The organism is Micromonospora antibiotica, from assembly GCF_017599305.1.
GTDB lineage: Bacteria > Actinomycetota > Actinomycetes > Mycobacteriales > Micromonosporaceae > Micromonospora > Micromonospora antibiotica.
The window spans coordinates 57,335-79,432 of record NZ_JAGFWR010000016.1 but is presented as its reverse complement, the minus strand read 5'-3'; the positions used below and the strand labels follow the sequence as shown (position 1 = coordinate 79,432).

Here is a 22,098-nt window from a genome sequence, read left to right as displayed (position 1 = left end):
CCGGTGGGCACGGCCCCCGTCGTCCGGGCGGCCCGACGGTCGAGCCCGCCCACCCCGTCCGCCTTACTCCCGGGCGGCCCGACGGTCGAGCCCGCCCTACCCGCGCCATCCCGCCGCCGCACTCCGGGCGGCCGGTTCGGCCCCGGTCTCCCGTCCCGTCGGTCGGCTCCCGGTCGGGCAGGGCGGAGCCCCGGGCCGCGCGTGGCGGACCGGGGCTCCGGGGTGCTGCGGGGTGGTTCAGCCGGCGTGCTTGCGGCGGGCGGCCATCCGGCCCCGCTGGGTCTGGTCCAGCACCACCTTGCGGATGCGTACGGCGACCGGGGTCACCTCGACGCACTCGTCCTCGCGGCAGAACTCCAGCGCCTGCTCCAGGGAGAGCTTGCGCGGGGGGATCAGCTTCTCGGTCTCGTCGGACGTCGAGGCCCGCATGTTGGTGAGCTTCTTCTCCTTGGTGATGTTGACGTCCATGTCGTCGGAACGGGAGTTCTCCCCGACGATCATGCCCTCGTACACCTCGGTGGTGGGCTCGACGAAGAGCTGGCCGCGCTCCTGGAGGTTGATCATCGCGAACGGGGTGACCACACCGGAGCGGTCGGCCACCAGCGACCCGTTGTTGCGGGTGCGCAGCTCACCGAACCACGGCTCGTACGACTCGAAGACGTGGTGCAGGATGCCGGTGCCCCGGGTGTCGGTGAGGAACTCGGTGCGGAAGCCGATCAGGCCCCGCGCCGGCACCAGCCACTCCATCCGGATCCAGCCGGTGCCGTGGTTGACCAGCTGCTCCATCCGGCCCTTGCGGGTGGCCAGGAGCTGGGTGATCGCGCCCAGGTACTCCTCCGGCGCGTCGATGGTCAACCGCTCGACCGGCTCGCAGGTCTTGCCGTCGATCTCCTTGGTGACCACCTGCGGCTTGCCGACGGTCAGCTCGTAGGACTCCCGGCGCATCTGCTCGACCAGGATCGCCAGGGCCAGCTCGCCACGGCCCTGCACCTCCCAGGCGTCCGGCCGCTCGGTGGGCAGGATCCGCAGTGACACGTTGCCGACCAGCTCCTTGTCGAGCCGGTCCTTGACCATCCGGGCGGTGACCTTGGCGCCCTTGACCCGACCGACCAGCGGTGAGGTGTTGGTGCCGATGGTCATCGAGATGGCCGGCTCGTCCACGGTGATCAGCGGCAGCGGGATCGGGTTCTCCGCGTCGGCCAGGGTCTCACCGATCATGATCTCGGGGATGCCGGCGACGGCGATGATGTCGCCCGGCCCGGCCGAGTCGGCGGGCTTACGCTCCATGCCCTCGGTCATCAGCATCTCGGAGATGCGGACGCGTTGGGTGTTGCCGTCGGTGCGGCACCAGGCCACCGTCTGGCCCTTGCTGATGGTGCCCTGACGCACCCGGCACAGCGCCAACCGACCGAGGAACGGCGAGGCGTCCAGGTTGGTGACGTGCGCCTGCAACGGGGCACCCTCGTCGTAGGAGGGCGGCGGGATGGTGTCGAGCAGGGTCCGGAACAGCGGCTCCAGGCTGGTGCTGTCGCCGGGCACCGAGCCGTCGGCGGGCTGGGTCAGCGAGGCGATGCCGTCGCGGGCGCAGGCGTAGACGATCGGGAAGTCGATCTGCTCCTCGTCGGCGTCCAGGTCGAGGAAGAGCTCGTAGGTGTCGTCCACGACCTCCTTGATCCGGGCGTCGGGCCGGTCCACCTTGTTGATCACCAGGATGATCGGCATCCGGGCCTTGAGCGCCTTGCGGAGCACGAACCGGGTCTGCGGCAGCGGGCCCTCACTGGCGTCGACCAGCAGCACCACCCCGTCGACCATGGTCAGGCCGCGCTCGACCTCACCGCCGAAGTCGGCGTGGCCGGGGGTGTCGATGATGTTGATGGTGACCGGGTCGGAGCCGTCCGCCGGCAGGTAGCGCACGCCGGTGTTCTTGGCCAGGATGGTGATGCCCTTTTCCCGTTCGAGATCCATCGAGTCCATGACGCGCTCGGTGTTCTCACCACGGGCCCCATAGGCGCCGGCCTGCCGCAACATGGCGTCGACCAGGGTCGTTTTGCCGTGGTCGACGTGGGCGATGATGGCGACATTGCGGAGGTCGGTGCGAAGCTGCATACCCTCCATACTCCTGTCTGCGGTTGCCGGGTCAGGTGTCGGGGTCACCCCCGACGCCGCCCGGAACTCGGCCGGAACTGCTGTTGCGGCCGTGCCAGCTGCGGGTCTGCCGCTCCCACCGGCATCCTGCCGGCCCCGGTGGGCCGGTCGGGCACCCGGTCGCGACGGTCACGGCGGACGAGGCCACAGTGATCGTCGGTGTCGGTGCCGGGGGGAGTCGACCCTACTGGTCGGTCTCCTAGCGTACGCGGGCCCGGGAAGGCCCGTCTCGGCACTGCTCCCGCTGACCGGGCCGGCCGTGACCGGCACCACATTCCCGCACCTCCGCCCACCCGTCCCGCCGGCCGTGTTCGTCGCCCGTCGCCCGTCGCCCGCGCTCGCCCACCCCGCCGCTCGTGCCCGCGTCCGCTGTCCGCCGCGTCCCGGCCCGTCCGCGCCCGCCGCCCGTGTTCGCCCTCGAACAAGGTTGTAGTGGTGTTCGAAGCTGCGGAGGCAACTACAACCAGGATCGAGCGCGATCTTGCTCGCGGGCGCCCGGAGCGGGGACGGAGGTGGTGCGAGGGGCCGGGAGCGAGGGGCCGGTGGGAGGTGGGGTGAGGGTCGGTAGCGAGGGAGCTGGGGTGGGAGATGGCTGGAAATGCGGGGTGGGCGGAGGGTGGAGGTCGGTTCAGTCTCGTGGGGTGGTGCCGTCCGTGGCGGGGGCGGCTGGGTCAGGGGTGGGCGGCTGGCTCGGGGGTGATGGCCGAGTCGGGGGTGTCCCGGTGGATGCGGCCCGGCCACCAGAAGCGGTCGCCGAGCACGAACGCCAGGGCCGGCACCAGCACCGTACGCACCAGCAGTGTGTCGAGCAGCACACCGAGGCACACGATGATCCCGATCTGGGTCAGCAGGATCAGCGGCAGCACGCCCAGGACGGCGAAGACCGCGGCGAGCAGGATGCCCGCGCTGGTGATCACCCCGCCGGTGACCCGCAGGGCGGACAGCATCCCGTCCCGGGTACCGGTGAGACGGGCGTCCTCCCGGGCCCGGGTGACCAGGAAGATGTTGTAGTCCACGCCGAGCGCGACGAGGAACACGAAGGCCAGCAGGAGTACCCCGCTGTCCAGCGCGGGGAAGCCCAGCACGTGGTCGAAGAGCAGCCAGGCCGCGCCGAGGCTGGCGAAGAAGGACGCGATCACGGTGAGCACCAGCAGCAGCGGGGCGAGCAGGCCGCGCAGCAGCAGCACCAGCACGGCGAGGACGAGCACCAGGATGATCGGCAGGATCAGCCACAGGTCGCGGGTGTTGGCCTCGTCGGAGTCGTACGTCGCGGCGACGGTGCCCCCGACGAGCGCGCCGTCGGGCGGGTCGACGCCCTCGACGGCCGGTGGGGCGGAGTCGGGTACGGCGGCGACGGCGTCGCGCAGCGCCTCGACGGCCCGGTCGGATGCCGGGGTGCCCGGTTCGTCGGTCAGCACCACGTCGACCTGGGCCACGTTGCCGCCGGCCGGGCCGGGCCGGGCGGAGGCGACACCGGGCACGGCGGCGGCGACCCGGGTGACCGCCGGGGCGGCGGCCGGGTTGGTGAGGACGGCCACCGGCTGGGTGGTGCCGGCGGGGAAGGCGCGGGCCAGGGTCTGGGCTCCGGCGACCGCCTCCGGCTCGACCCGGAACTGTTCGGTTTCGGACAGGCCGGTGCGGATGCCGAGGCCGCCGAGGGCGAGGCCGGCGAGCAGTAGGGTGGCGAGCGCGGCGACGGGCACCGGGCGGCGGACCACGGCCGCGCCGAGCCGGCCCCACAGCTTGCCCTCCCGGGCCGGGCCGCCGACCTTCGGCACGAACGGCCAGAACAGTCCCCGGCCGAAGATGACCAGCACGGCGGGCAGCACGAACAGCGCCGAGAGCATGGCGAACACGACCCCGGTGGCGCAGGCCACGGCGAGCGCGCGGTTGGTCTCCTGCTCGGAGAGCAGCAGGGTGAGTACGCCGAGCACGACGGTGCCGCCGCTGGCCAGGATCGGTTCGGCGGTACGGCGTACGGCGGCGCGCATGGCGGCGAACCGGTCCTCGTGGCGGCGCAGTTCCTCGCGGTAGCGGGCGATGAGCAGCAGGGCGTAGTCGGTGGCGGCGCCGAAGACCAGCACGCTGGCGATGCCGGTGACCGCGCCCTCCTGGAGGTTGATGCCGACGGCCGGGACGATGGTGTCGACGGCCCGCAGGGTGAGCTGTTCGGTGGCGGCGACGACGATCAGCGGCACGATCCACAGGAACGGGCTGCGGTAGGTGATCAGCAGCAGCAGGGCGACGACGCCGGCGGTGACCGCGAGCAGGGTGATGTCGGCGCCTTCGAAGACCTTGGTCAGGTCGGCGGTGAAGGCGGGTGCCCCGGTGACCGCGACGGTGATCCCGTCGGGGAGGCCGGTGAGGGCGTCGCGTACCTGGGCCACCTCGTCGGCGACGGCCTGCTGGCCGCCGGCGGTGTCCAGCGGGACGGCGAGCAGCGCGACGGTGCCGTCCGGGGAGACCTGGGGTGGGCTGACCTGACCGCCGACGGCGAGCCGGCCCAGCGCGCCTGCGCGTCCGGTGACGGCGGCCCGGTCGGCGTCGGTCAGGGCCGCGCCGTCGTCCCGGCTGACCACGACGATGGCCGGTTGGACGTCGCGTTGCGGCAGCTGTTCCTGGAGGCGTTCCACCTGGGTCGACTGCCACTGCACGGACAGGCCGGTGGTCGAGACGGGGGCGGGGTTGTCGGGCTTGGGCAGGCCGAAGACGATCGCGCCGACGACGATCGCGGCGACCACGGTGAGCCAGGCGGCGAGCCGGCTGCGGGCGACGCGGGTGAACAGAGACATCGGATGCCCTCTTGGTCGGTGGGGGACGCCGGACGGGGAGATAGCCCGCCCTTCGAGTATCTTGATGGACGAGATTATCGGTAGCTGTTCTATGCTGCAACCGGGCGCATCGACAGGGGGCGACGGCGGGCGTGGCAGCGCACGAGATGTATCGGCGGCGGGACGATCCGCGCGGGCGGATGGTGGCCGACATCACCAACGACCTGCGGCGTTACTCGGTGGACGCGCAGCACATCGGGCACGCCTTCGCCGGCCTGCACGGGCTCAACCCGACCGACCTGCACGCCCTGATCGCCGTGATGGACGCCGAGCTGCTCGGCGACCCGATCACCCCCGGCCGGCTGGGTGAACAGCTGAATCTCTCCTCCGGGTCGGTGACCGCGCTGATCGACCGGCTGGAACGCGCCGGGCACATCCGCCGCGACCGCGACACCGCCGACCGGCGCAAGGTGTTCCTGCACTACGCCGACCAGGGGGCCGCCCTGGCAATGAGCTTCTTCGGCCCGCTCGGGCGGCGTACCGACGAGGTGATGGCCCGGTTCACCGACGACGAGCTGGCGGTCGTGCAGCGGTTCATGACCACCATGGTCGCCTCCATGCGGGAGCACCGCGACGCCATGCGGGCCGCCCGCGCCGAGCCGTCCCGCCGCCCGGTGGACTGACCGTCGTGCTGGACCGTTCGCTCGCCCGACTCGCCGCCGCCGCGCTGCGGCTGCCGGCCGCGCCCACCCACCGGGTCGACGTCACCCGGGGCGTCGTGGTCCGGGCCCGCGACGGGGCGCGGCTGCGCACCGACCACTACGCCCCCCGGCTGCCCGGTGCGCCGACCGTGCTGATCCGCACGCCGTACGGGCGGGGCGGGCCGATGCGGCTGCTCGGTCGGCTGGTCGCCGGTCGCGGTTTCCACCTGGTGATCCAGTCCTGCCGGGGCACCGACGGCTCCGACGGGCTGTTCGACCCGCTGGTGCACGAGCGCGACGACGGGCTCGACACCGTCGACTGGTTGCGTCGGCAACCCTGGTACACCGGCCGGTTCGGCATGTTCGGGGCCAGCTACCAGGGTTTCGTCCAGTGGGCGCTGGCCGCCGACGCGAGGGAGGAGCTGGCCGCGATGGTCGCGGTGGTCACCGCCTCGGCCACCCGCGACTCGACGTACCCGGGGGAGTCCTTCGCCCTGGACACCGTGCTGACCTGGGCCGAGCTGCTCCAGGCGCAGACCGTACCGTGGCTGGCCCGGCAGTGGGAGCTCAAGCGCGGGCAGCCCCGGCTGGCCGCCGCCCTGGCCCACCTGCCACTGGCCGAGGCCGACCGGGTGGCGACCGGGGTGACCGTGCCGTTCTTCCAGGAGTGGCTGCACCACCACACCCCGGACGCCGACTACTGGCGGACCCGGGTCTTCGGCGCGCGGATCGCCGAGGTGCGCGCCCCGGTGGCGATGGTCAGCGGCTGGCAGGACATCTTCCTCCCCGCCCAGCTCGCCGACCACGCCGCGCTGCGGGCGGCGGGCGTGCCCACCCGGCTCACCGTCGGCCCGTGGACGCACGGCAGCCCCGGCCTGCTGGCGGAGTCGCTGCGGGAGGGGCTGGGCTGGCTCGACGCCCACCTGCACGGCCGACCCGCGCCGCCGCGCGCCCCGGTGCGGGTGCACGTCGGCGGGGACGGCGGAGGCTGGCGTGACCTTCCCGACTGGCCGCCGCCGGCCACCGCGACCCCGTGGCACCTGCACGCCGGGGGCCGGCTCGCCCCGCAGCCACCGGCCGAATCGGCCCCCGACACCATCCGGTACGACCCCGCCGACCCCACCCCGTCGCTGGGTGGCCCGCTGCTGGTCGCCCAGCGGGCCGGCCCGGTCGACAACCGTCCCGTCGAGGCCCGCCCCGACGTGCTGGTCTACACCGGTGCGGTGTTGACCGACCCGGTCGAGGTGGTCGGCCCGGTCCACGCGGAGATCCACGTCCGCAGCGAACTGTCGTACCTGGACGTCTTCGTGCGGCTCTGCGACGTGGACCGGCGCGGCCGGTCCTGGAACGTCGCCGACGGTCTGGTCCGGGTGGCCCCCGGCCGGTTCCCGGTCGACCCGGACGGGGTGACCCGGGTGCCGGTGGCACTGTGGCCGGTGGCGCACCGCTTCGCCGTCGGGCACCGGCTGCGGGTGCAGGTCTCGGGCGGTGCCCATCCCCGCTACGCGCGCAATCCCGGCACCGGCGAACCACTCGGGACGGCCATCACGCTCCGCGCAGGGCTGCGGCAGATCCTGCATGATCCATCGCATCCGTCGCGGCTGGTGCTGCCCACGGTCCCAGTCAACTCCCAGCTTCGACCTATCTGAAGACAAGCCCCTTGAGCTGGGATTTTCCGGCATGTGTGGATACCGTCTCCCATAACGCCCGATGACGTGCACCAGCGGTCGGTTCCGTTCTCCCAGCGGGCGCTGCCTACGCGGAGTCACGACGGTCCCCGGCCCTGGCCTGACGCCGAAGCAGTCGGCACCCCTGGTTCCGGCTGCGGAAAGGGGGACGTCATGACGACGGCTCCGGCCAATCTGCTGGCGGTCCGCCGGCTCCTGCTCGACACCATCAAGAGCCTCGACCCGGCATCGGTGGGGATCGTCGGCGATCCGGCCCACCGGGGCGGCTACCACTGCGGCTCCGACCGGGTGGTCCCCAACGACTACTCGGTGGTCGAGTCTCCCCGGGACTCCGCCGGCCTCACCCTCTACGCCTCAGGGTTGGACGTGGGCACGTTCAGCGTCCGGTCCGGCGGCGTCACCCACGACCTGCGGACGTTCTCCGAGTGGTGCGTCGCCCAGTGCCGGGCGAACACGGCGGACAGCCGCGACCTGCGGGAGATCATCTACTCGCCCGACGGCAAGGTCGTGCGGCGCTGGGACCGGCTCGGCAAGCGCAACTCCGGCGACGACTCGCACCTGTGGCACACCCACTTCAGCTTCTTCCGCGACTCGACCAAGGCCGGACGGGACCAGACCCCGCTGTTCCGGCGCTACCTGACCGGCATCGGACTACTGGAAGGACCCGACATGACACCCGAAGAGCACGCCTGGCTGGAGACCGTCCACAAGAACCTGACCATCCTGGACGGCCGGAACCCGGTAGGTCAGATCTACACCCGGATGGCGATGGGTGAGGACCACACCAACCCGGACTTCGTCGTCCCGCACCCGAGCCTGAAGTCGCTCGGCGCGCAGCTGGCCTCGTTGCAGACCGCGCTGACCGTACTGGCCAACAAGGACTTCACCGACGAACAGGCGATCGTCACCGGCGTCCTGGCCGGGCTCACCCCGGAGAAGATCGCCGCCGCGATCCCGCCCACCATCGCCAAGCAGGTCGCCGACGAGCTGGCCAAGCGGCTGGTCGCCTGACCGCAGACCCCGTGGCACCCCTTCCGCTACGCCTCCTGCGGAAGGGGTGCCACGGTCGCCCGGTGGTCGTCCTCTGGTCGAGGTGGGCGGGCAGCGGCCGTCGCGGCCCGCCGATCGGGGGTTCGTCCGGGGCCCGAGGCACGCGCTGTGGGTGCGTCCCGGGCCGGGGATCACGCTGTGGGTGTGTCCCGCGGAGGCACGACCCGGCTGCCGTACCGCTACCCAGGCGGCGCGACCGTGGTCGGGCGGGGGCGCGGAGGGCGACCCTGGAGACCGCAGGCGGCCTGCGGCCACGAGCTGCGGAAGAGCAGTCACGGGGAAACGACAGGAGACCGTGACCGGTTGAGAGCGCTCGGTGGCGGCGGCCGAAGCCGCCGCCACCGGCACGGACCTACAGCGGGCGGACGTTCTCCGCCTGCGGGCCCTTCTGCCCCTGGGTCACATCGAACTCGACCTTCTGGGCCTCCTGCAGTTCCCGGTATCCGCTACTGGCGATCGCCGAGTAGTGGACGAAGACGTCGGGGCCGCCGCCGTCCTGCTCGATGAAGCCGAAGCCCTTTTCCGAGTTGAACCACTTGACCGTGCCGGTTGCCATGCATCTCTCCCTGTTTACAACGGGTGATCCCGCCGCTGCGGCGGATGATCGCCCTGTACTGCCCCGACAGTAACCGGCCGATCCGGTTTTTGCCGGCTGAAGTGCCGCAGGAAGTTGCGGGGAAACTCGCGGGTCAGCCCGGAATACCACCCTTCGGGCGGTCCGGTCCGGGACACTCGACCGGTGAACGGACCGAGCACCGCCGCGTTGGCCGAGCTGGAGCGGGAGATCGACGCACCGGGGGACGGGCTGGACCGGCTCCGGCTGGTGCCGACGCCGTTCGTGCCCGAGGTGCGACTGCACCTCGCCGAGGACGCGATCGTCTGGTGGGCACGAATGGAGGCGGCGGCCGGCCGTGCCCTGCCGCCACCGTTCTGGGCCTCGGCCTGGGCCGGTGGTCAGGCGCTCGCCCGTCACCTGCTCGACCACCCCGACCTGGTCGCCGGTCGCCGGGTGCTCGACCTGGCCGCCGGCTCCGGACTGGTCGCCATCGCCGCCGCGCTCGGCGGTGCCACCCAGGTGGTCGCCAACGACGTGGACCCGTACGCGGTGGCGGCGGTGACCGTCAACGCGCGGGCCAACCGGGTACGGGTGCAGGCCCGTTCCGGTGACCTGCTCGACGACGACGGCACCCAGGCCGAGCTGCTGGTCGCCGGGGACGTCCTCTACGACGGGGAACTGGCCGACCGGGTGCTGCCCTACCTGCGACGGGCCGCCCAGGGTGGGACGCAGGTGCTGGTCGGTGACCCGGACCGGGGCCACCTGCCGTGGGACGTGCTGGAGGTGGTGGCCAGCTATCCGGTGCCCACCACCGAGCCGTCCGTCGACTCCCCGGTCCGCCGGGTGCAGGTGCTGCGTCCCCGGTGAACCCCGCAGGCCAACCGGGTCACCCCGAGAAAATTCGGGGAGTGATCAGGGTCGCGACCCGATGCGCCGGAGCACCCCCGGGCCGTAGCGTCGGCTCGTGCTCGACGAACTGGCCCGACTCGGTGACCTGCCCACCGCTCTGCTGATGGCGGCGCTCGGGCTGGTGATGCTCGCCGACGCCGTACCGCTGCTCGGTGTGCTCGTCCCCGGCGACGTGGCGATCCTCGCGGCGGTGGGGGTGGGTCGGCCCCTCGCCGGCGTCGCGACCATGGTGGCGGTGGTCGTCGGCTGCCTCGCCGGGTGGTCGCTGAGCTTCCTCGCCGGGCGGATCTACGGGGAGCGGCTGCGGCACAGCCGGGTCGGTGGCTGGATCGGCGAGGGGCGCTGGTCTGCCGCCGAGCAACTGCTGCGCTCCGGTGGCGGGCGGATGGTGCTTGTCGCGCCCTTCCTGCCGGTGTTCAACACGCTGCTGCCGCTGGCCGCCGGGGGCCTGCGGATGTCGTACCGCCGGTTCGTCACGTGTGCCGCGCTCGGCGCGGCGGCGTGGGCCGGTCTCTATCTGGCGCTGGGGGTGGCGTCACGGGCCCTGGCCGGGCTGCTGCCCGGCGATCCGCTGCTGGTCACCATGGGGGTTGGTCTGGTGCTGGCCGGTCTGGTGCTGCTGGGCACCCGACGTCGGCTACGGACGGTGACCGCCCTCGGTCAGGCCGGCTGACCGAGGGCGCCCCGGTGACCGGCGTTCGCCCCGGTCACCGGGTGTGAGCCCGCCACCGGGGGCCCGGGTCACCAGCCGCGCGCCCGCCACTGCGGCAGCGACGCCCGCTCCGCGCCGAGGGTGCTGTCGGCACCGTGCCCCGGATAGAACCAGGTGTCGTCGGGCAGCCGGTCGAACAGCTTGTGCTCGACGTCGTCGATGAGCTGGCCGAACCGCTGCGGGTCCCGGTCGGTGTTGCCGACCCCGCCGGGGAACAGCGAATCCCCGGTGAAAAGGTGCGGGGTGCCGGCCGGGTCGCGGTAGAGCAGCGCGATCGACCCCGGGGTGTGCCCCTTGACGTGGATCACCTCCAACGTCTGCTCGCCCACCGTCACGGTGTCGCCGTCGGTCAGGGCCTGCGCCGCGATCGGCAGCCCCTCGGCGTCGTCGGCGTGCACCAGGGCCTGGGCGCCGGTGGTGGCGACGACCTCCTCCAACGCCACCCAGTGGTCCATGTGCCGGTGGGTGGTGACCACCGAGGTCAGGCCGGCGTCGCCGATCAGGTCGAGTAGCCGTGGTGCCTCGTTCGCGGCGTCGATCAGGACCTGCGCCCCGCTGTCGCGGCAGCGCAGCAGGTAGGCGTTGTTGTCCATCGGGCCGACCGACAGCTTGCTGACGGTGAGTCGGTCCAGTTCCCGGACGGCGGGCGGGCCGCCGTGGGTGACGTCTCCGGTGTAGCTCATGGGCGGTCTATATCCATTCGGGTGGGGTCGGGAGGGGACCGTCCGGGGTGACGGTCAACACGTCGCCGCTGCTGCGGCCGATCAACCAGGCGACCAGTTCGGCGGCGGGGCCGGCGACCCGCGGGGCGTCCTGCGGGTCGCCCACCACCAGCTCCGGCCGGTTACCGTCGGCGGGCCGTAGCACCAGCGCCGGGGCGTCCGGCCGCTCGGCGAGCCCGCCGGCCACCTCGTGCAGCAGGTGCTGGGCGAACGCGGCCGGCCAGTCCGCCGGCCGGTAGCCGGTGCCCAGGTCGACGTGGTGCACCTCCAGCTCGCGCCACCGGCCCCAGAGCACCAGGGCGACCGGCCACGGGCCGCGTCGGGTCTGCACGGTGCCCTGCCACGCGTGCGCCGGCATCGCGGCCACCGCCTCGGCGAACCGGTCGGTGCTGCGACGCAGGTCGGCCAGCAATTCGGCGGGCGGACGGTCGGCGCCGGCGGCGATGTCGGCGTCCCGCGCGGCGTCGCTGGCGTACATCGGGATGTCCTGCCCGGTTCGGGCGGAGGTGAGCAGGTTGACGAACCCGTCGGCGTTGCGGGCCAGGTGGGTCAGCACGTGGCCCCGGGTCCAGCCGGGCAGCAGGCTGGCCGCCGCGACGGCCGCCGCGTCGAGCCCGGCCGTGGTGTCCAGCAGGCGGGCGGCGGCATCGGTCACCGGACCGGTGAACATCAGTGGATCCGTGGTCACGCCACGACCCTAACGGTCCGGGGAGCGTTGCGCCGCCGGGGAATTCGCTTTCGGCGCGTCGGTGCGACGCCTACCGTCGGCTACGACGCGGTACCGGGACGACGGGCGGGGGTGGTGATCATGCCGGTAGCAGGACGCGTGTTCGGCCACGACCAGTTCCGACCCCGGTGAGGATGACATGACCATCGATCTGACCGCTCTCGGCCTGGACGCCGAGCGGGCGGCGTACGCGCGACGGCGGCCGGACCGCCGGCCCGGCCGGGTGGCCCGGGTCGACCGGGGGGTGTGCACCGTGCTCGCCGCAGACGGACCGGTCCGGGCCAGTCTGGGCCCGGCGGTGCTGGCCGCCGCCGCCCGTGACCTGACCGCGTTGCCGTGCGCCGGTGACTGGGTACTGCTGGCCCGCTGGCCGGACGGCCCGGTGACCGTCGACGCGGTGCTGCCCCGACGGACCGCGCTGATCCGCCGGACCGCCGGCAAGGACGCCAGCGGCCAGGTGCTCGCCGCCAACCTCGACGCCGCGGCGGTGGTCGAGCCGGTGCACCCGGAGCCGGACGTCGCCCGGATCGAACGGCTGCTCGCGCTGGCCCACGAGTCGGGGGCCACCCCGCTGGTGGTGCTCACCAAGGTCGACCTGGCCGCCGACCCGCAGGCGGTGGCCCGGCAACTCGCCGCGGTGGCCCCCGGGGTGCCGGTGCTGCCGGTCAGCGCCGAGCAGGGTACCGGCCTGGCACCGCTGCGTCCGCTGGTCGCCCCGGGTCGCACGCTGGCCCTGCTCGGCCCGTCCGGAGCGGGCAAGTCCAGCCTGGTCAACGCCCTGGTCGGGGCGGACGTCATGCCGACCCAGGCGATCCGACGCGTCGACGGCAAGGGTCGGCACACCACCACCTGGCGGGCGCTGGTCCCGGTGCCCGGTGGCGGGGCGGTGCTGGACACCCCCGGGGTCCGGGCGGTCGGCCTGCTCGACGGGCACGCCGGCCTGGACCGGGCGTTCACCGACATCGCCGAGCTGGCCACCGGCTGCCGGTACGCCGACTGCGGGCACACCGCCGAGCCGGCCTGCGCGGTGCGGGAGGCGTTGGAGAACGGGGAACTGTCGCCCCGGCGCTGGGAGAGCTGGCGTCGGCTCCAGCGGGAGGTGGCCTACGAGGGTGGCCGTCGGCAGAGCCGGCTGGCCGCCGAGCGGCGGGGCGGTTGGCGAGGGGGTCGACGCCGGCCGGCCCGGCCGACCACGCCACCGCTGCCGGGCGGTTTCTGACCGGTGCCCGACCCGGCCGACAGCGGTCGGGCCGGGGACCGGGTCGGTGTGCCGCCGTGGTGCCGGTCCGAGCTGTGGCGCGGGTCGGGCGGTGGGTCGGTGTGCCGCCGTGGTGCCGGTCCGAGCTGTGGCGCGGGCCGGGCGGTGGGCTGACCTGACCGGTGTGAGCTGGGGGAATGTGGGCGTGCACGAAGTTGTCGTACCCCGGGGCTAAAGTTGCCGGGGCGTTCCTTCCGCGCCCGTGAAACTGCTCAACTCACTCCGCAAACCGCTCAGATCACCTTCGTAGCGGACAGATCCGCCTCACATTCTTCTTTCGGGAGCACCCGCACCGTGGCCGACCGTCTGATCATCCGTGGCGCGCGCGAGCACAACCTGCGTGACGTCAGTCTCGACCTGCCCCGGGACGCGCTGATCGTCTTCACCGGGCTGTCCGGCTCCGGCAAGTCGAGCCTGGCCTTCGATACCATCTTCGCCGAGGGGCAGCGCCGCTACGTCGAGTCGTTGTCGTCGTACGCGCGGCAGTTCCTCGGCCAGATGGACAAGCCCGACGTCGACTTCATCGAGGGGCTGAGCCCGGCCGTCTCCATCGACCAGAAGTCCACCTCGCGCAACCCGCGCTCCACCGTCGGCACCATCACCGAGGTCTACGACTACCTGCGGCTGCTCTTCGCCCGCATCGGTGAGCCGCACTGTCCGGTCTGCGGCGAGCGGATCTCCCGGCAGAGCCCCCAGCAGATCGTCGACCGGGTGTTGACGATGGCCGAGGGGACCAGGTTCATGGTGCTCGCCCCGGTGGTCCGGGGCCGCAAGGGCGAGTACGTCGACCTCTTCGCCGAACTCCAGGCCAAGGGTTACGCCCGGGCCCGGGTCGACGGGGTGGTGCACCCGCTGACCGAGCCGCCCAAGCTCAAGAAGCAGGAGAAGCACACCATCGAGGTGGTGATCGACCGGCTCAGCGTCAAGGCGGGCGCCAAGCAGCGGCTGACCGACTCGGTGGAGGCCGCGCTCGGCCTCTCCGACGGCCTGGTGCTGCTCGACTTCGTCGACCTGGCCGAGGACGACCCGGCCCGGGAACGTCGCTACTCCGAGCACCTGGCCTGCCCCAACGACCACCCGTTGGCGATCGAGGACCTGGAACCCCGGGTCTTCTCGTTCAACGCGCCCTACGGGGCCTGCCCGGAGTGCACCGGCCTGGGCACCAAGAAGGAGGTCGACCCGGAGCTGGTCGTCCCCGACCCGGAGCGCACCCTGCGCGAGGGCGCGTTGCAACCCTGGGCGACCGGGCACAACCTGGAGTACTTCCTGCGCCTGCTGGAGGCGCTCGGCGAGAGCCAGCACTTCGACGTGGACACCCCGTGGCGGGCGCTGCCGGCGCGGGCGCAAAAGATCATCCTGCACGGCTCCGACGACCAGGTGCACGTGCGCTACCGCAACAAGTTCGGTCGGGAGCGGTCCTACTACACCGGCTTCGAGGGCGTGGTGCAGTGGATCGAGCGGCGGCACACCGACACCGAGAGCGAGTGGTCGCGGGACAAGTACGAGGGCTACATGCGCGACGTGCCCTGCGCGGCCTGCGGCGGCACCCGGCTCAAGCCCGAGGTGCTGGCGGTCACCATCGCCGGCAAGAGCATCGCCGAGGTGTGCAACCTGTCGGTGGGTGAGGCCGCCGAGCTGCTCGCCGGCATCGCACTGACCGACCGGCAGAAGATGATCGCCGAGCGGGTGCTCAAGGAGATCAACGCCCGGCTGCGGTTCCTGCTCGACGTCGGCCTGGACTACCTCTCGCTGGACCGGGCGGCCGGCACCCTGTCCGGTGGCGAGGCGCAGCGCATCCGGCTCGCCACCCAGATCGGGTCCGGCCTGGTCGGCGTGCTCTACGTGCTCGACGAGCCGTCGATCGGACTGCACCAGCGGGACAACCACCGGCTGATCGAGACCCTGCTGCGGCTGCGTGGCCTGGGCAACACGCTGATCGTGGTCGAGCACGACGAGGACACCATCCGGGTGGCCGACTGGATCGTCGACATCGGGCCCGGCGCGGGGGAGCACGGCGGCCGGATCGTGCACAGCGGCTCGGTGCCGGAGCTGCTGGACAATCCCGAGTCGGTGACCGGGGCGTACCTGTCGGGCCGGCGGGAGATCCCGACACCGCAGCAGCGTCGACCGCAGACGCCGGAGCGGGAGCTGGTGGTGCACGGGGCGCGCGAGCACAACCTGCGCAACCTGACCGTGCCGTTCCCGCTGGGGCAGCTCATCGCGGTCACCGGGGTCTCCGGCTCGGGCAAGTCGACGCTGGTCAACGACATTCTCTATGCGGTGCTGGCCAACCAGATCAACGGCGCGCGGCTGGTGCCGGGCCGGCACACCAGGGTCTCCGGGCTGGAGCACGTCGACAAGGTGGTCGGCGTCGACCAGTCGCCGATCGGCCGTACCCCGCGCTCCAACCCGGCGACCTACACCGGGGTCTGGGACCACGTCCGCAAGCTGTTCGCCGAGACCACCGAGGCCAAGGTCCGGGGGTACGGCCCCGGCCGGTTCTCGTTCAACGTCAAGGGTGGCCGCTGCGAGGCGTGCTCCGGCGACGGCACCATCAAGATCGAGATGAACTTCCTGCCGGACGTCTACGTCCCGTGCGAGGTGTGCAAGGGTGCCCGCTACAACCGGGAGACCCTGGAGGTGCACTACAAGGGCAAGACCGTCTCCGACGTGCTGGAGATGCCGATCGAGGAGGCGGCCGAGTTCTTCTCCGCCATCCCCGCCATCCACCGGCACCTGCGCACGCTCAACGACGTGGGTCTGGGTTACGTCCGGCTGGGTCAGCCCGCGCCGACGCTGTCCGGCGGTGAGGCGCAGCGGGTCAAGCTGGCCTCCGAGTTGCAGAAGCGCTCCACCGGTCGCACGGTCTACGTGCTCGACGAGCCCACCACCGGCCTGCACTTCGAGGACATCCGCAAGCTGCTGATGGTGCTGGAGGGCCTGGTCGACAAGGGCAACACGGTGATCACCATCGAGCACAACCTCGACGTGATCAAGACGGCCGACTGGCTGATCGACATGGGCCCCGAGGGCGGTCACCGGGGCGGCACGGTGCTCGCCACCGGCACCCCGGAGGAGGTCGCCGAGGTCGCCGAGAGCCACACCGGCCAGTTCCTGCGCTCGGTGCTCAAGCTCGACGGGGAGGCCCGGGGGGCGAAGGCGGCGGTGACCCGGGCGTCCCGGGCCAACGGCGCGACGCCGAAGGCGCGTACCCGCAAGGTGCCCGCCGCAGCCCGCTGACCCGGCGGGTCGCCACCCGGCCCGCCCACGACGCCCGGCCGGCCTGCCCGCGCCGGGCGTCGCCGTCGGCGCGGGCAGCGTGATCCGTGGCCGGAGCGGGACGTCGCATGCGTTGCACCGGCCGGCGGCATGCCGTTGGGCGCGGTCGATGGCGCGTCGGCCCGCTCCGCAGGGTGTTCCCCGGCGGCCGGGGTGAACCGTCGGGCACAGTGGTGCGTGTGCTCCAGTGAGGCCGCGATGGTCGACGACCTGCGGCGGCAGTCGAGAGAAAGGCCGGAGATGAACGACGATCAGGTGCTGACCGGGCCCGGTACGCAGACCCGACGTGCCCTGCTGGCCGGGGCCGGTGCGGTGGGGGCCTCGGTTCTCCTGACCGCCTGCGGCGACGACTCCGGTGACGAACCGGCCACCCCGGCCACCGGCGGGCCGGCCGCGACCTCCGGCGGGTCCGGTGCCGCCGCGATCGCCAAGACCGCCGACATCCCGGTCGGCGGCGGCCAGGTCTACGCCGCGCAGGGCGTGGTGATCACCCAGCCGACGGAGGGGCAGTTCAAGGGGTTCGACCCGATCTGCACCCACCAGGGCTGCCCGGTGTCGAACGTCGACGGCGGGACGATCAACTGCACCTGCCACAACAGCAAGTTCGCCATCACCGACGGCGCGGTCAAGGAGGGGCCGGCGACGAAACCGCTGACCGCCAAGGAACTCAAGATCGACGGCGACCAGATCTCGTTGGCCTGACCGCACCGGCCGGCCCGGAGGACGTCCTCCGGGCCGGCCGGTCGGGTTCACTGCGGGTAGACCGCCATCTCCCAGATCGAGTAGCCGTACGTGGTGGCCCGGGTCACCCCGTGCATCCGGACGTAGCGGGCGCTCGTCGTGGGGAAGGCCGCCACGTCGGTGCCGCCGTCACCGGCCGTGGTCGACCAGACCGTACGCCAGGTCGACCCGTCGTTGGACACCTCGATCCGGTACGACCGGGCGTACGCCGACTCCCAGGCCAGCGTCACCCGACCCACCTGGCGGGCCGACCCGAGGTCCACGGTCAGCCACTGGTCGTCGGCCCAGCTGCTCGCCCAGCGGGTGCCGAGGTCGGAGTCGACGGCCTTGGCCGCCCCGAAGAACAGCTCACTGCCGGACGCGCTGACCGGCCGGCCGGCGGCCAGGTTGGTCAGGTCGTCGCCCCGGCGGGACGGGAACGACACCACCTGCTGGAAGGTGGGCCGGTTCTGCCAGGCGATGGTGGCGTGCTTGATCCCGCCCAGCGGCGACTGGATGATCGCGTCCGCGCACCACTGGTCACCGGCGGCGCAGCTCGCGTCGCCGGGATAGGTCTGGGCGGCCGGGGTGGCCGCCGCCGTGCGTAGCGTGTCCAGCAGCACCTGCCGGCAGCCGGCCAGGTTCCCGGCCCCGCAGTAGCCCCGACCCAGCCCGCCGCGCACCGGGTCGCCGAGCACCGCGCGTAGGTCCTTGTCGACGTAGCCCCACCAGCCGTACTGGAAGGACGAGCCCTTGTGCGACTGGGCCTCGTTGGCCGAGGTCGGCAGGTTGGACTTGTCGCCCTGCTGGTACCCGGAGGGGGACTCGTTGATCTGGATCGCGTTGATCAACGACTGGTAGAGGTCCGGGCCGAGCTGGTCGCGGAACATCCCCCGGACCAGCAGCGGCCACCAGGCGTCGAAGGTGCGGATCGCGTCGGCGTGCCGGTAGACCTTCGACCCCTTCGCGGTCTCCACCCGCAGCGCGCCGTCCTGCCGCCACGCCTTGAGCCGGCTGATCTCGGTGGCCAGCGCGGCGTCGGCGACGGGCTGGCTCTCCAGCACCCGGATCAGCTCGTCGAGTACCTCGGCCCCGCGCAGGTCGGTCACGCCGGCCTGCTCGACCAGTGCGGTCAGCGAGCCCCGGTCGAACTTCCGGCCGGCCGCAAGGCCCGCCTTGAGCGGGCGGTCCAGCAGGTCGGCCCGGTGCACCGCGCCGAAGCTGTAGTTGCCGTCCGCGCCGCCGAAGTCCTTGGCCTGCTTGTTGTTCCAGCTGACGTAGTAGTCCTGGTTGACCGACCGGGGATGGGCGGCCAGCGGGGCGTAGTTGGCGGTGTTCGTCGCCGGGTCGAAGCCCTGCCACTCGTAGGCCGGCTCGGCCTTCATCGGCAGGTTCGGGTTGGACCCGGCGGCCCGCACCGGGTTCAGCCCGGAGTTGAAGTACGCCGACTCGGTGGAGTTGACGTAGAACCAGTTGAACGCGTACTCGACGTTGTTGGCCGAGGCGACGAAGGCGTCCGCCGAGCCCATCTGGGCCGGGTCGTTGAACATCTGGAAGCCGATCGCCGAGTCGGCCTCGTGCCGGTAGGTGGAGCGTAGCTGGGTGAACGCGTGCGGTTTGCCGCCCACCGTGCCCCGCCAGGACACCAGGCCGAGCTTCGTCCGCCAGGCCACCAGCTTGTACGACCCCTTGGCGGTGCCGTCGGCGAGGGTCGGCGTCCACTTGTTGACGTGCGCGAGCTGTTCCATCGCCACGCACTGCCCCCGGTAGAGGTAGTGGTCGGCGGCGAGGGTGGGGGCGCTGCCGTCGGTGGTGCACAGCGGCACCGCGTAGCTGTCGGTGATGTCGTGGATCGACGAGGTGGCGCTCCACGCGTAGTCCTGCCCCCGGCCGAGCAGCACGTAGAGGTTGAGACCGGCGAACGCCGCGCCCCGGGCACTGATCCCCGGGCCCTGCAACTCCTGCACCATCAGCAGTTGCGGGGAGAAGTAGCCGGTCTGCGGGCCGAAGACCGCGACCGGGTGTCCGGTGGCCGAGTTCGCGGCCGAGACCACCGCCGCGTTGGACATGCCCCGGTGCGCCGGGCTGATGGTCAGCCCGGACAGGGCGGCGGCCAGCTCACCGGACGCGCTGGTGCCGGTGGTACGGGCCGGGGCGGCGGTGCTGCCGGCGGAGCCGGTCGGGTCGGTGAAGATCGGCTCGACCCGGGCCGAGCCGGCGTCGGGCAGTGCCACGCTCGCCGCGTCCGGGGAGGCGTCGCCGTACGGGAAGCTCTGCCCGTCGTGCAGGGTCAGCACGGTCTCCGGGTCGTTCTGGTTGCGGAACGCCGTCCACACCCGGTCGCCCTCGGTGGCGCCGTACTTGGCGCGGGCGGCGATGCGGACCAGCGCGGACTGCATCTCGGTGCCGCCCCCGCCGCCGAAGAGGCCGCCCACCACACCGGCGATGGCGATCAGGTCGGTGAGCTGGAACGGCTCCGGGCCACCGGCGTTGGTGACCGCGTCCAGGTGGCCGGTGAGCACGTACTCGCCGGGGCAGTTGCGGGCACCCATGCAGACGCCGATGTAGGCGTTGATGCCGGCGATGTACTCCTGCACGTCGGCGTAGAGCTGCTGGCCGCGCGGACCCTTCGTGCGCAGCGCCTCGACCTGCGCCTGGAGGTCCGCCTCGGTGTACGGCGAGTTGCGCCAGACGCTCTGCTCCAGGGCCCGGTTGCCGGGGGCGCCCCCGGCGAACGAGGTGAGGGTGCCCCGGCCGACGTGCCGCAGCAGGTCCATGGTGAACAGTCGGTCCTCGGCCCCGGCGTAGCCCGCGCCGTACATGGTGCCGCCCCGGGTGGTGCCGGTGACGTGCGGGACGCCGGTGGCCTTGTCCCGCAGGATGCGCACGTCGGAGCGGGGCGAGTAGTCGCGTTCGACCTGCCCCTGCGGCACTCCGAAGGAGGCGTCGTTGAAGAACGAGCCGATCTGTTCCTCGCGTAGCCCGGCGTAGCCGTAGACCAGGTCGGCGTAGCGGTCGAGCTGGTCGGCGGAGTGCCGGGGCAGGGTGCCGAGGGTCTGGTTGCCCAGCACCTCGACGAGGGTGGCGTTGCCGTTCTGGCCGGGTGGCAGGATGTCGCCGCACTCGCCGAGGCAGTAGTCCTCGGGGCTGAACGCGGCACGTGGCGCGGCGGCCTCGGCCGGGGCGGCGGGGGTCGCGGTGAGCAGGGCGGCGACGCTGATGCCGGCGGTCAGTCCGGCGAGCAGGCGGCGGACGGTGGGGGGACGGGGCATGGTGATCCTCCGATGAGGATGGGGATCTTTACGTGAATAACATTCGGTTACCGGATGGTAATCTCCGCTCGTCGATATCGGAAGACGTCCATCGAGCGGCTGCCGGATCTTTCCCCGGGAGTATCGAGCCGGTCGGCGCGCGTGGATAGCTTTCGATCCGGCACCCGGGCTGACGCCCGCCCCTCGCCCACCCCCGACCGGTGTCCCCCGCCGGTCCCGCCACTCCAGATTGGACCGTCGATGAAGGTCGTCCGTCTGCTCGCGGCCGCGACGCTGCTCGCGGCCGTGCTCACCCCGCCCGCGCCGGCCGCCGCGTCCCCGGGCACCGCCACCGCCGCCGCGCCCACCTCGGGGGCGTTCTCCGTGCTCACCTACAACGTCGCCGGCCTGCCGGACATCATCTCCAGCGGCGACCCGGCGACGAACACCCGGCCGATCGGCGAACGGCTCGGCGGGTACGACATCGTGCACGTCCAGGAGGACTTCAACTACCACGCCGACCTGTACGCCACCGACCAGCACCCGTACCGCACCCCGACCAGCGGGGGCGTGCCGTTCGGCAGCGGCCTCAACACGCTGTCGAACTACCCGTACAGCGACTTCGCCCGGGTGAAGTGGAACTCCTGCAACGGCACCGACTGCCTCACCCCGAAGGGCTTCACCGCCAGCCGCATCCGGCTCGCCGAGGGCGTCTACGTCGACTTCTACAACGCCCACCCCAACGCCGGCACCACCGACGCCGACCTGGCCGCCCGCCGGTCCAACCTCAGCCAGCTCTCCGCCTACGTCGCCGCCAACTCGGCCGGCAACGCGGTGGTGCTGATGGGGGACCTGAACGTCCGTTACACCCGTACCGGTGACAACATCCGCGACCTGGTCGCGGCCAACGGGCTCACCGACGTCTGGGTGCAGCAGGAACGGACCGGCCAGCCGCCGGCTGCCGGTGACCCGGCGCTGGTCTGCGACGAGGCCAACGTGACCGACTCCTGCGAGGTGGTCGACAAGATCCTCTACCGGGGCAACAAGCTGGTCAATCTCACCCTGAACCGCTACCACAACGAGCACGCCCGGTTCCTCACCCCGACCGGCGGGCCGCTGTCCGACCACTACCCGCACGCCGCCTGGTTCGACTGGACCCTCGCCCCGACGCTGCGGGCCAGCGACACCTGGGGCGGCCCGCACGGCACCCCGTTCACCGACGCCGACCGGGTCGGCCCGGCGGTCACCCGGATCACCCTGCGCGGCGGCTCCCGGCTCGACGCCGTCGGTGTCGACCTCGCCGACGGCGGCCAGCTGCGCCACGGCGGCACCGGCGGGACCGAGACCGGCCTCACCCTCGCCCCCGGCGAGCGGATCACCCAGGTCACCCTGACCCAGGGGCAGAAGGACGGCCGGACCAGGATCTTCTCGGCCCGGCTCAGCACCGACCAGGGTCGCGTCCTGGCCGCCGGTACGCCCACCTCGGCGGCGGTCACCTTCACCGCACCGCCTGGCGGTCGGCTGGCCGGATTCTTCGGTCGCAGCGGCACCGAGGTCGACCAGCTCGGCGTGATCTGGAGTGTCGGGGGCAACGGATAGTCTCGGTGCC

Annotated in this window: 15 protein-coding genes; 9 read left to right on the top strand and 6 right to left on the bottom strand. The window is 72.5% G+C overall.

Translation table 11 applies throughout. The features are described 5' to 3' along the window. Positions 1–237: 237 nt before the first annotated feature. Together typA and JQN83_RS22965 are read right to left on the bottom strand one after the other, a co-directional pair. The gene (typA, locus tag JQN83_RS22970; protein ID WP_208569219.1) at positions 238–2,106 is read right to left on the bottom strand and encodes a translational GTPase TypA; all 1,869 of its coding nucleotides are present in this window, start codon (positions 2,104–2,106) and stop codon (positions 238–240) included. A 710-nt stretch (positions 2,107–2,816) separates the two neighbouring features. Continuing rightward, positions 2,817–4,937, bottom strand: coding sequence for an MMPL family transporter (locus JQN83_RS22965; protein WP_208569218.1), 2,121 nt, complete (start codon positions 4,935–4,937; stop codon positions 2,817–2,819). Between the two features lie 146 nt (positions 4,938–5,083). On the opposite strand from JQN83_RS22965, the gene JQN83_RS22960 reads away from it, so the two are divergent. The 3 genes from JQN83_RS22960 (at position 5,084) to JQN83_RS22950 (ending at position 8,316) form a co-directional block, all read left to right on the top strand. Then, complete coding sequence (locus JQN83_RS22960; protein ID WP_208569267.1) at positions 5,084–5,599, top strand: MarR family winged helix-turn-helix transcriptional regulator; 516 nt, start codon at positions 5,084–5,086, stop codon at positions 5,597–5,599. 5 nt (positions 5,600–5,604) lie between these two features. Beyond that, positions 5,605–7,266 (top strand): CocE/NonD family hydrolase, encoded by a 1,662-nt coding sequence (locus JQN83_RS22955; RefSeq protein WP_372444108.1) that lies wholly within the window; start codon positions 5,605–5,607, stop codon positions 7,264–7,266. A 192-nt stretch (positions 7,267–7,458) separates the two neighbouring features. Beyond that, positions 7,459–8,316 (top strand): hypothetical protein, encoded by an 858-nt coding sequence (locus tag JQN83_RS22950; protein ID WP_208569217.1) that lies wholly within the window; start codon positions 7,459–7,461, stop codon positions 8,314–8,316. A gap of 391 nt (positions 8,317–8,707) precedes the next feature. On the opposite strand, the gene JQN83_RS22945 is transcribed toward JQN83_RS22950, so the two are convergent. Then, positions 8,708–8,911 (bottom strand): cold-shock protein, encoded by a 204-nt coding sequence (locus JQN83_RS22945; RefSeq protein ID WP_091237353.1) that lies wholly within the window; start codon positions 8,909–8,911, stop codon positions 8,708–8,710. Between the two features lie 207 nt (positions 8,912–9,118). Between JQN83_RS22945 and JQN83_RS22940 the strand changes: the two genes are divergently transcribed. Both JQN83_RS22940 and JQN83_RS22935 read left to right on the top strand, forming a co-directional pair. Next, complete coding sequence (locus JQN83_RS22940; RefSeq protein ID WP_244253031.1) at positions 9,119–9,778, top strand: class I SAM-dependent methyltransferase; 660 nt, start codon at positions 9,119–9,121, stop codon at positions 9,776–9,778. Between the two features lie 97 nt (positions 9,779–9,875). After that, a complete protein-coding gene (locus JQN83_RS22935; RefSeq protein WP_208569215.1) occupies positions 9,876–10,493 on the top strand; it encodes a DedA family protein in 618 nt (205 codons plus the stop codon). A 68-nt stretch (positions 10,494–10,561) separates the two neighbouring features. On the opposite strand, the gene JQN83_RS22930 is transcribed toward JQN83_RS22935, so the two are convergent. Continuing rightward, complete coding sequence (locus JQN83_RS22930) at positions 10,562–11,215, bottom strand: MBL fold metallo-hydrolase (RefSeq protein ID WP_208569214.1); 654 nt, start codon at positions 11,213–11,215, stop codon at positions 10,562–10,564. Positions 11,216–11,222: 7 nt separating this feature from the next. Then, positions 11,223–11,942, bottom strand: a complete 720-nt coding sequence (locus JQN83_RS22925; RefSeq protein WP_208569213.1) for a maleylpyruvate isomerase family mycothiol-dependent enzyme — start codon at positions 11,940–11,942, stop codon at positions 11,223–11,225. Positions 11,943–12,120: 178 nt separating this feature from the next. On the opposite strand from JQN83_RS22925, the gene rsgA reads away from it, so the two are divergent. The 3 genes from rsgA to JQN83_RS22910 all read left to right on the top strand — a co-directional run bounded on the left by rsgA (position 12,121) and on the right by JQN83_RS22910 (position 17,220). Continuing rightward, positions 12,121–13,200, top strand: coding sequence for a ribosome small subunit-dependent GTPase A (rsgA, locus tag JQN83_RS22920; protein ID WP_208569212.1), 1,080 nt, complete (start codon positions 12,121–12,123; stop codon positions 13,198–13,200). Between the two features lie 333 nt (positions 13,201–13,533). Beyond that, positions 13,534–16,479 carry an excinuclease ABC subunit UvrA gene (gene uvrA / locus JQN83_RS22915; protein WP_208569211.1) on the top strand — a complete coding sequence of 982 codons (2,946 nt, stop codon included), beginning with the start codon at positions 13,534–13,536 and terminating at the stop codon, positions 16,477–16,479. Positions 16,480–16,758: 279 nt separating this feature from the next. Further along, entirely contained in the window at positions 16,759–17,220 is a 462-nt protein-coding gene (locus JQN83_RS22910) for a Rieske (2Fe-2S) protein (protein WP_208569210.1), read from the top strand. A gap of 47 nt (positions 17,221–17,267) precedes the next feature. Here the strand turns inward: JQN83_RS22910 and JQN83_RS22905 are convergent, their stop codons facing one another. After that, on the bottom strand, positions 17,268–20,510 hold the full coding sequence (locus tag JQN83_RS22905) for a penicillin acylase family protein (protein ID WP_208569209.1): 3,243 nt from the start codon (positions 20,508–20,510) through the stop codon (positions 17,268–17,270). Positions 20,511–20,750: 240 nt separating this feature from the next. Between JQN83_RS22905 and JQN83_RS22900 the strand changes: the two genes are divergently transcribed. Next, a complete protein-coding gene (locus JQN83_RS22900; protein WP_208569208.1) occupies positions 20,751–22,088 on the top strand; it encodes a jacalin-like lectin in 1,338 nt (445 codons plus the stop codon). Positions 22,089–22,098 lie beyond the last annotated feature (10 nt).

What these genes read in the sequence shown, in the direction of transcription:
- JQN83_RS22910 (WP_208569210.1), top strand. Translation starts at nt 16,759, where the DNA reads ATGAACGACGATCAGGTGCTGACCGGGCCCGGTACGCAGACCCGACGT.
- JQN83_RS22960 (WP_208569267.1), top strand. Translation starts at nt 5,084, where the DNA reads ATGTATCGGCGGCGGGACGATCCGCGCGGGCGGATGGTGGCCGACATC.
- JQN83_RS22945 (WP_091237353.1), bottom strand. Translation starts at nt 8,911, where the DNA reads ATGGCAACCGGCACGGTCAAGTGGTTCAACTCGGAAAAGGGCTTCGGC.
- JQN83_RS22965 (WP_208569218.1), bottom strand. Translation starts at nt 4,937, where the DNA reads ATGTCTCTGTTCACCCGCGTCGCCCGCAGCCGGCTCGCCGCCTGGCTC.
- rsgA (WP_208569212.1), top strand. Translation starts at nt 12,121, where the DNA reads ATGACCATCGATCTGACCGCTCTCGGCCTGGACGCCGAGCGGGCGGCG.
- JQN83_RS22930 (WP_208569214.1), bottom strand. Translation starts at nt 11,215, where the DNA reads ATGAGCTACACCGGAGACGTCACCCACGGCGGCCCGCCCGCCGTCCGG.
- typA (WP_208569219.1), bottom strand. Translation starts at nt 2,106, where the DNA reads ATGCAGCTTCGCACCGACCTCCGCAATGTCGCCATCATCGCCCACGTC.
- JQN83_RS22900 (WP_208569208.1), top strand. Translation starts at nt 20,751, where the DNA reads ATGAAGGTCGTCCGTCTGCTCGCGGCCGCGACGCTGCTCGCGGCCGTG.
- JQN83_RS22905 (WP_208569209.1), bottom strand. Translation starts at nt 20,510, where the DNA reads ATGCCCCGTCCCCCCACCGTCCGCCGCCTGCTCGCCGGACTGACCGCC.
- JQN83_RS22950 (WP_208569217.1), top strand. Translation starts at nt 7,459, where the DNA reads ATGACGACGGCTCCGGCCAATCTGCTGGCGGTCCGCCGGCTCCTGCTC.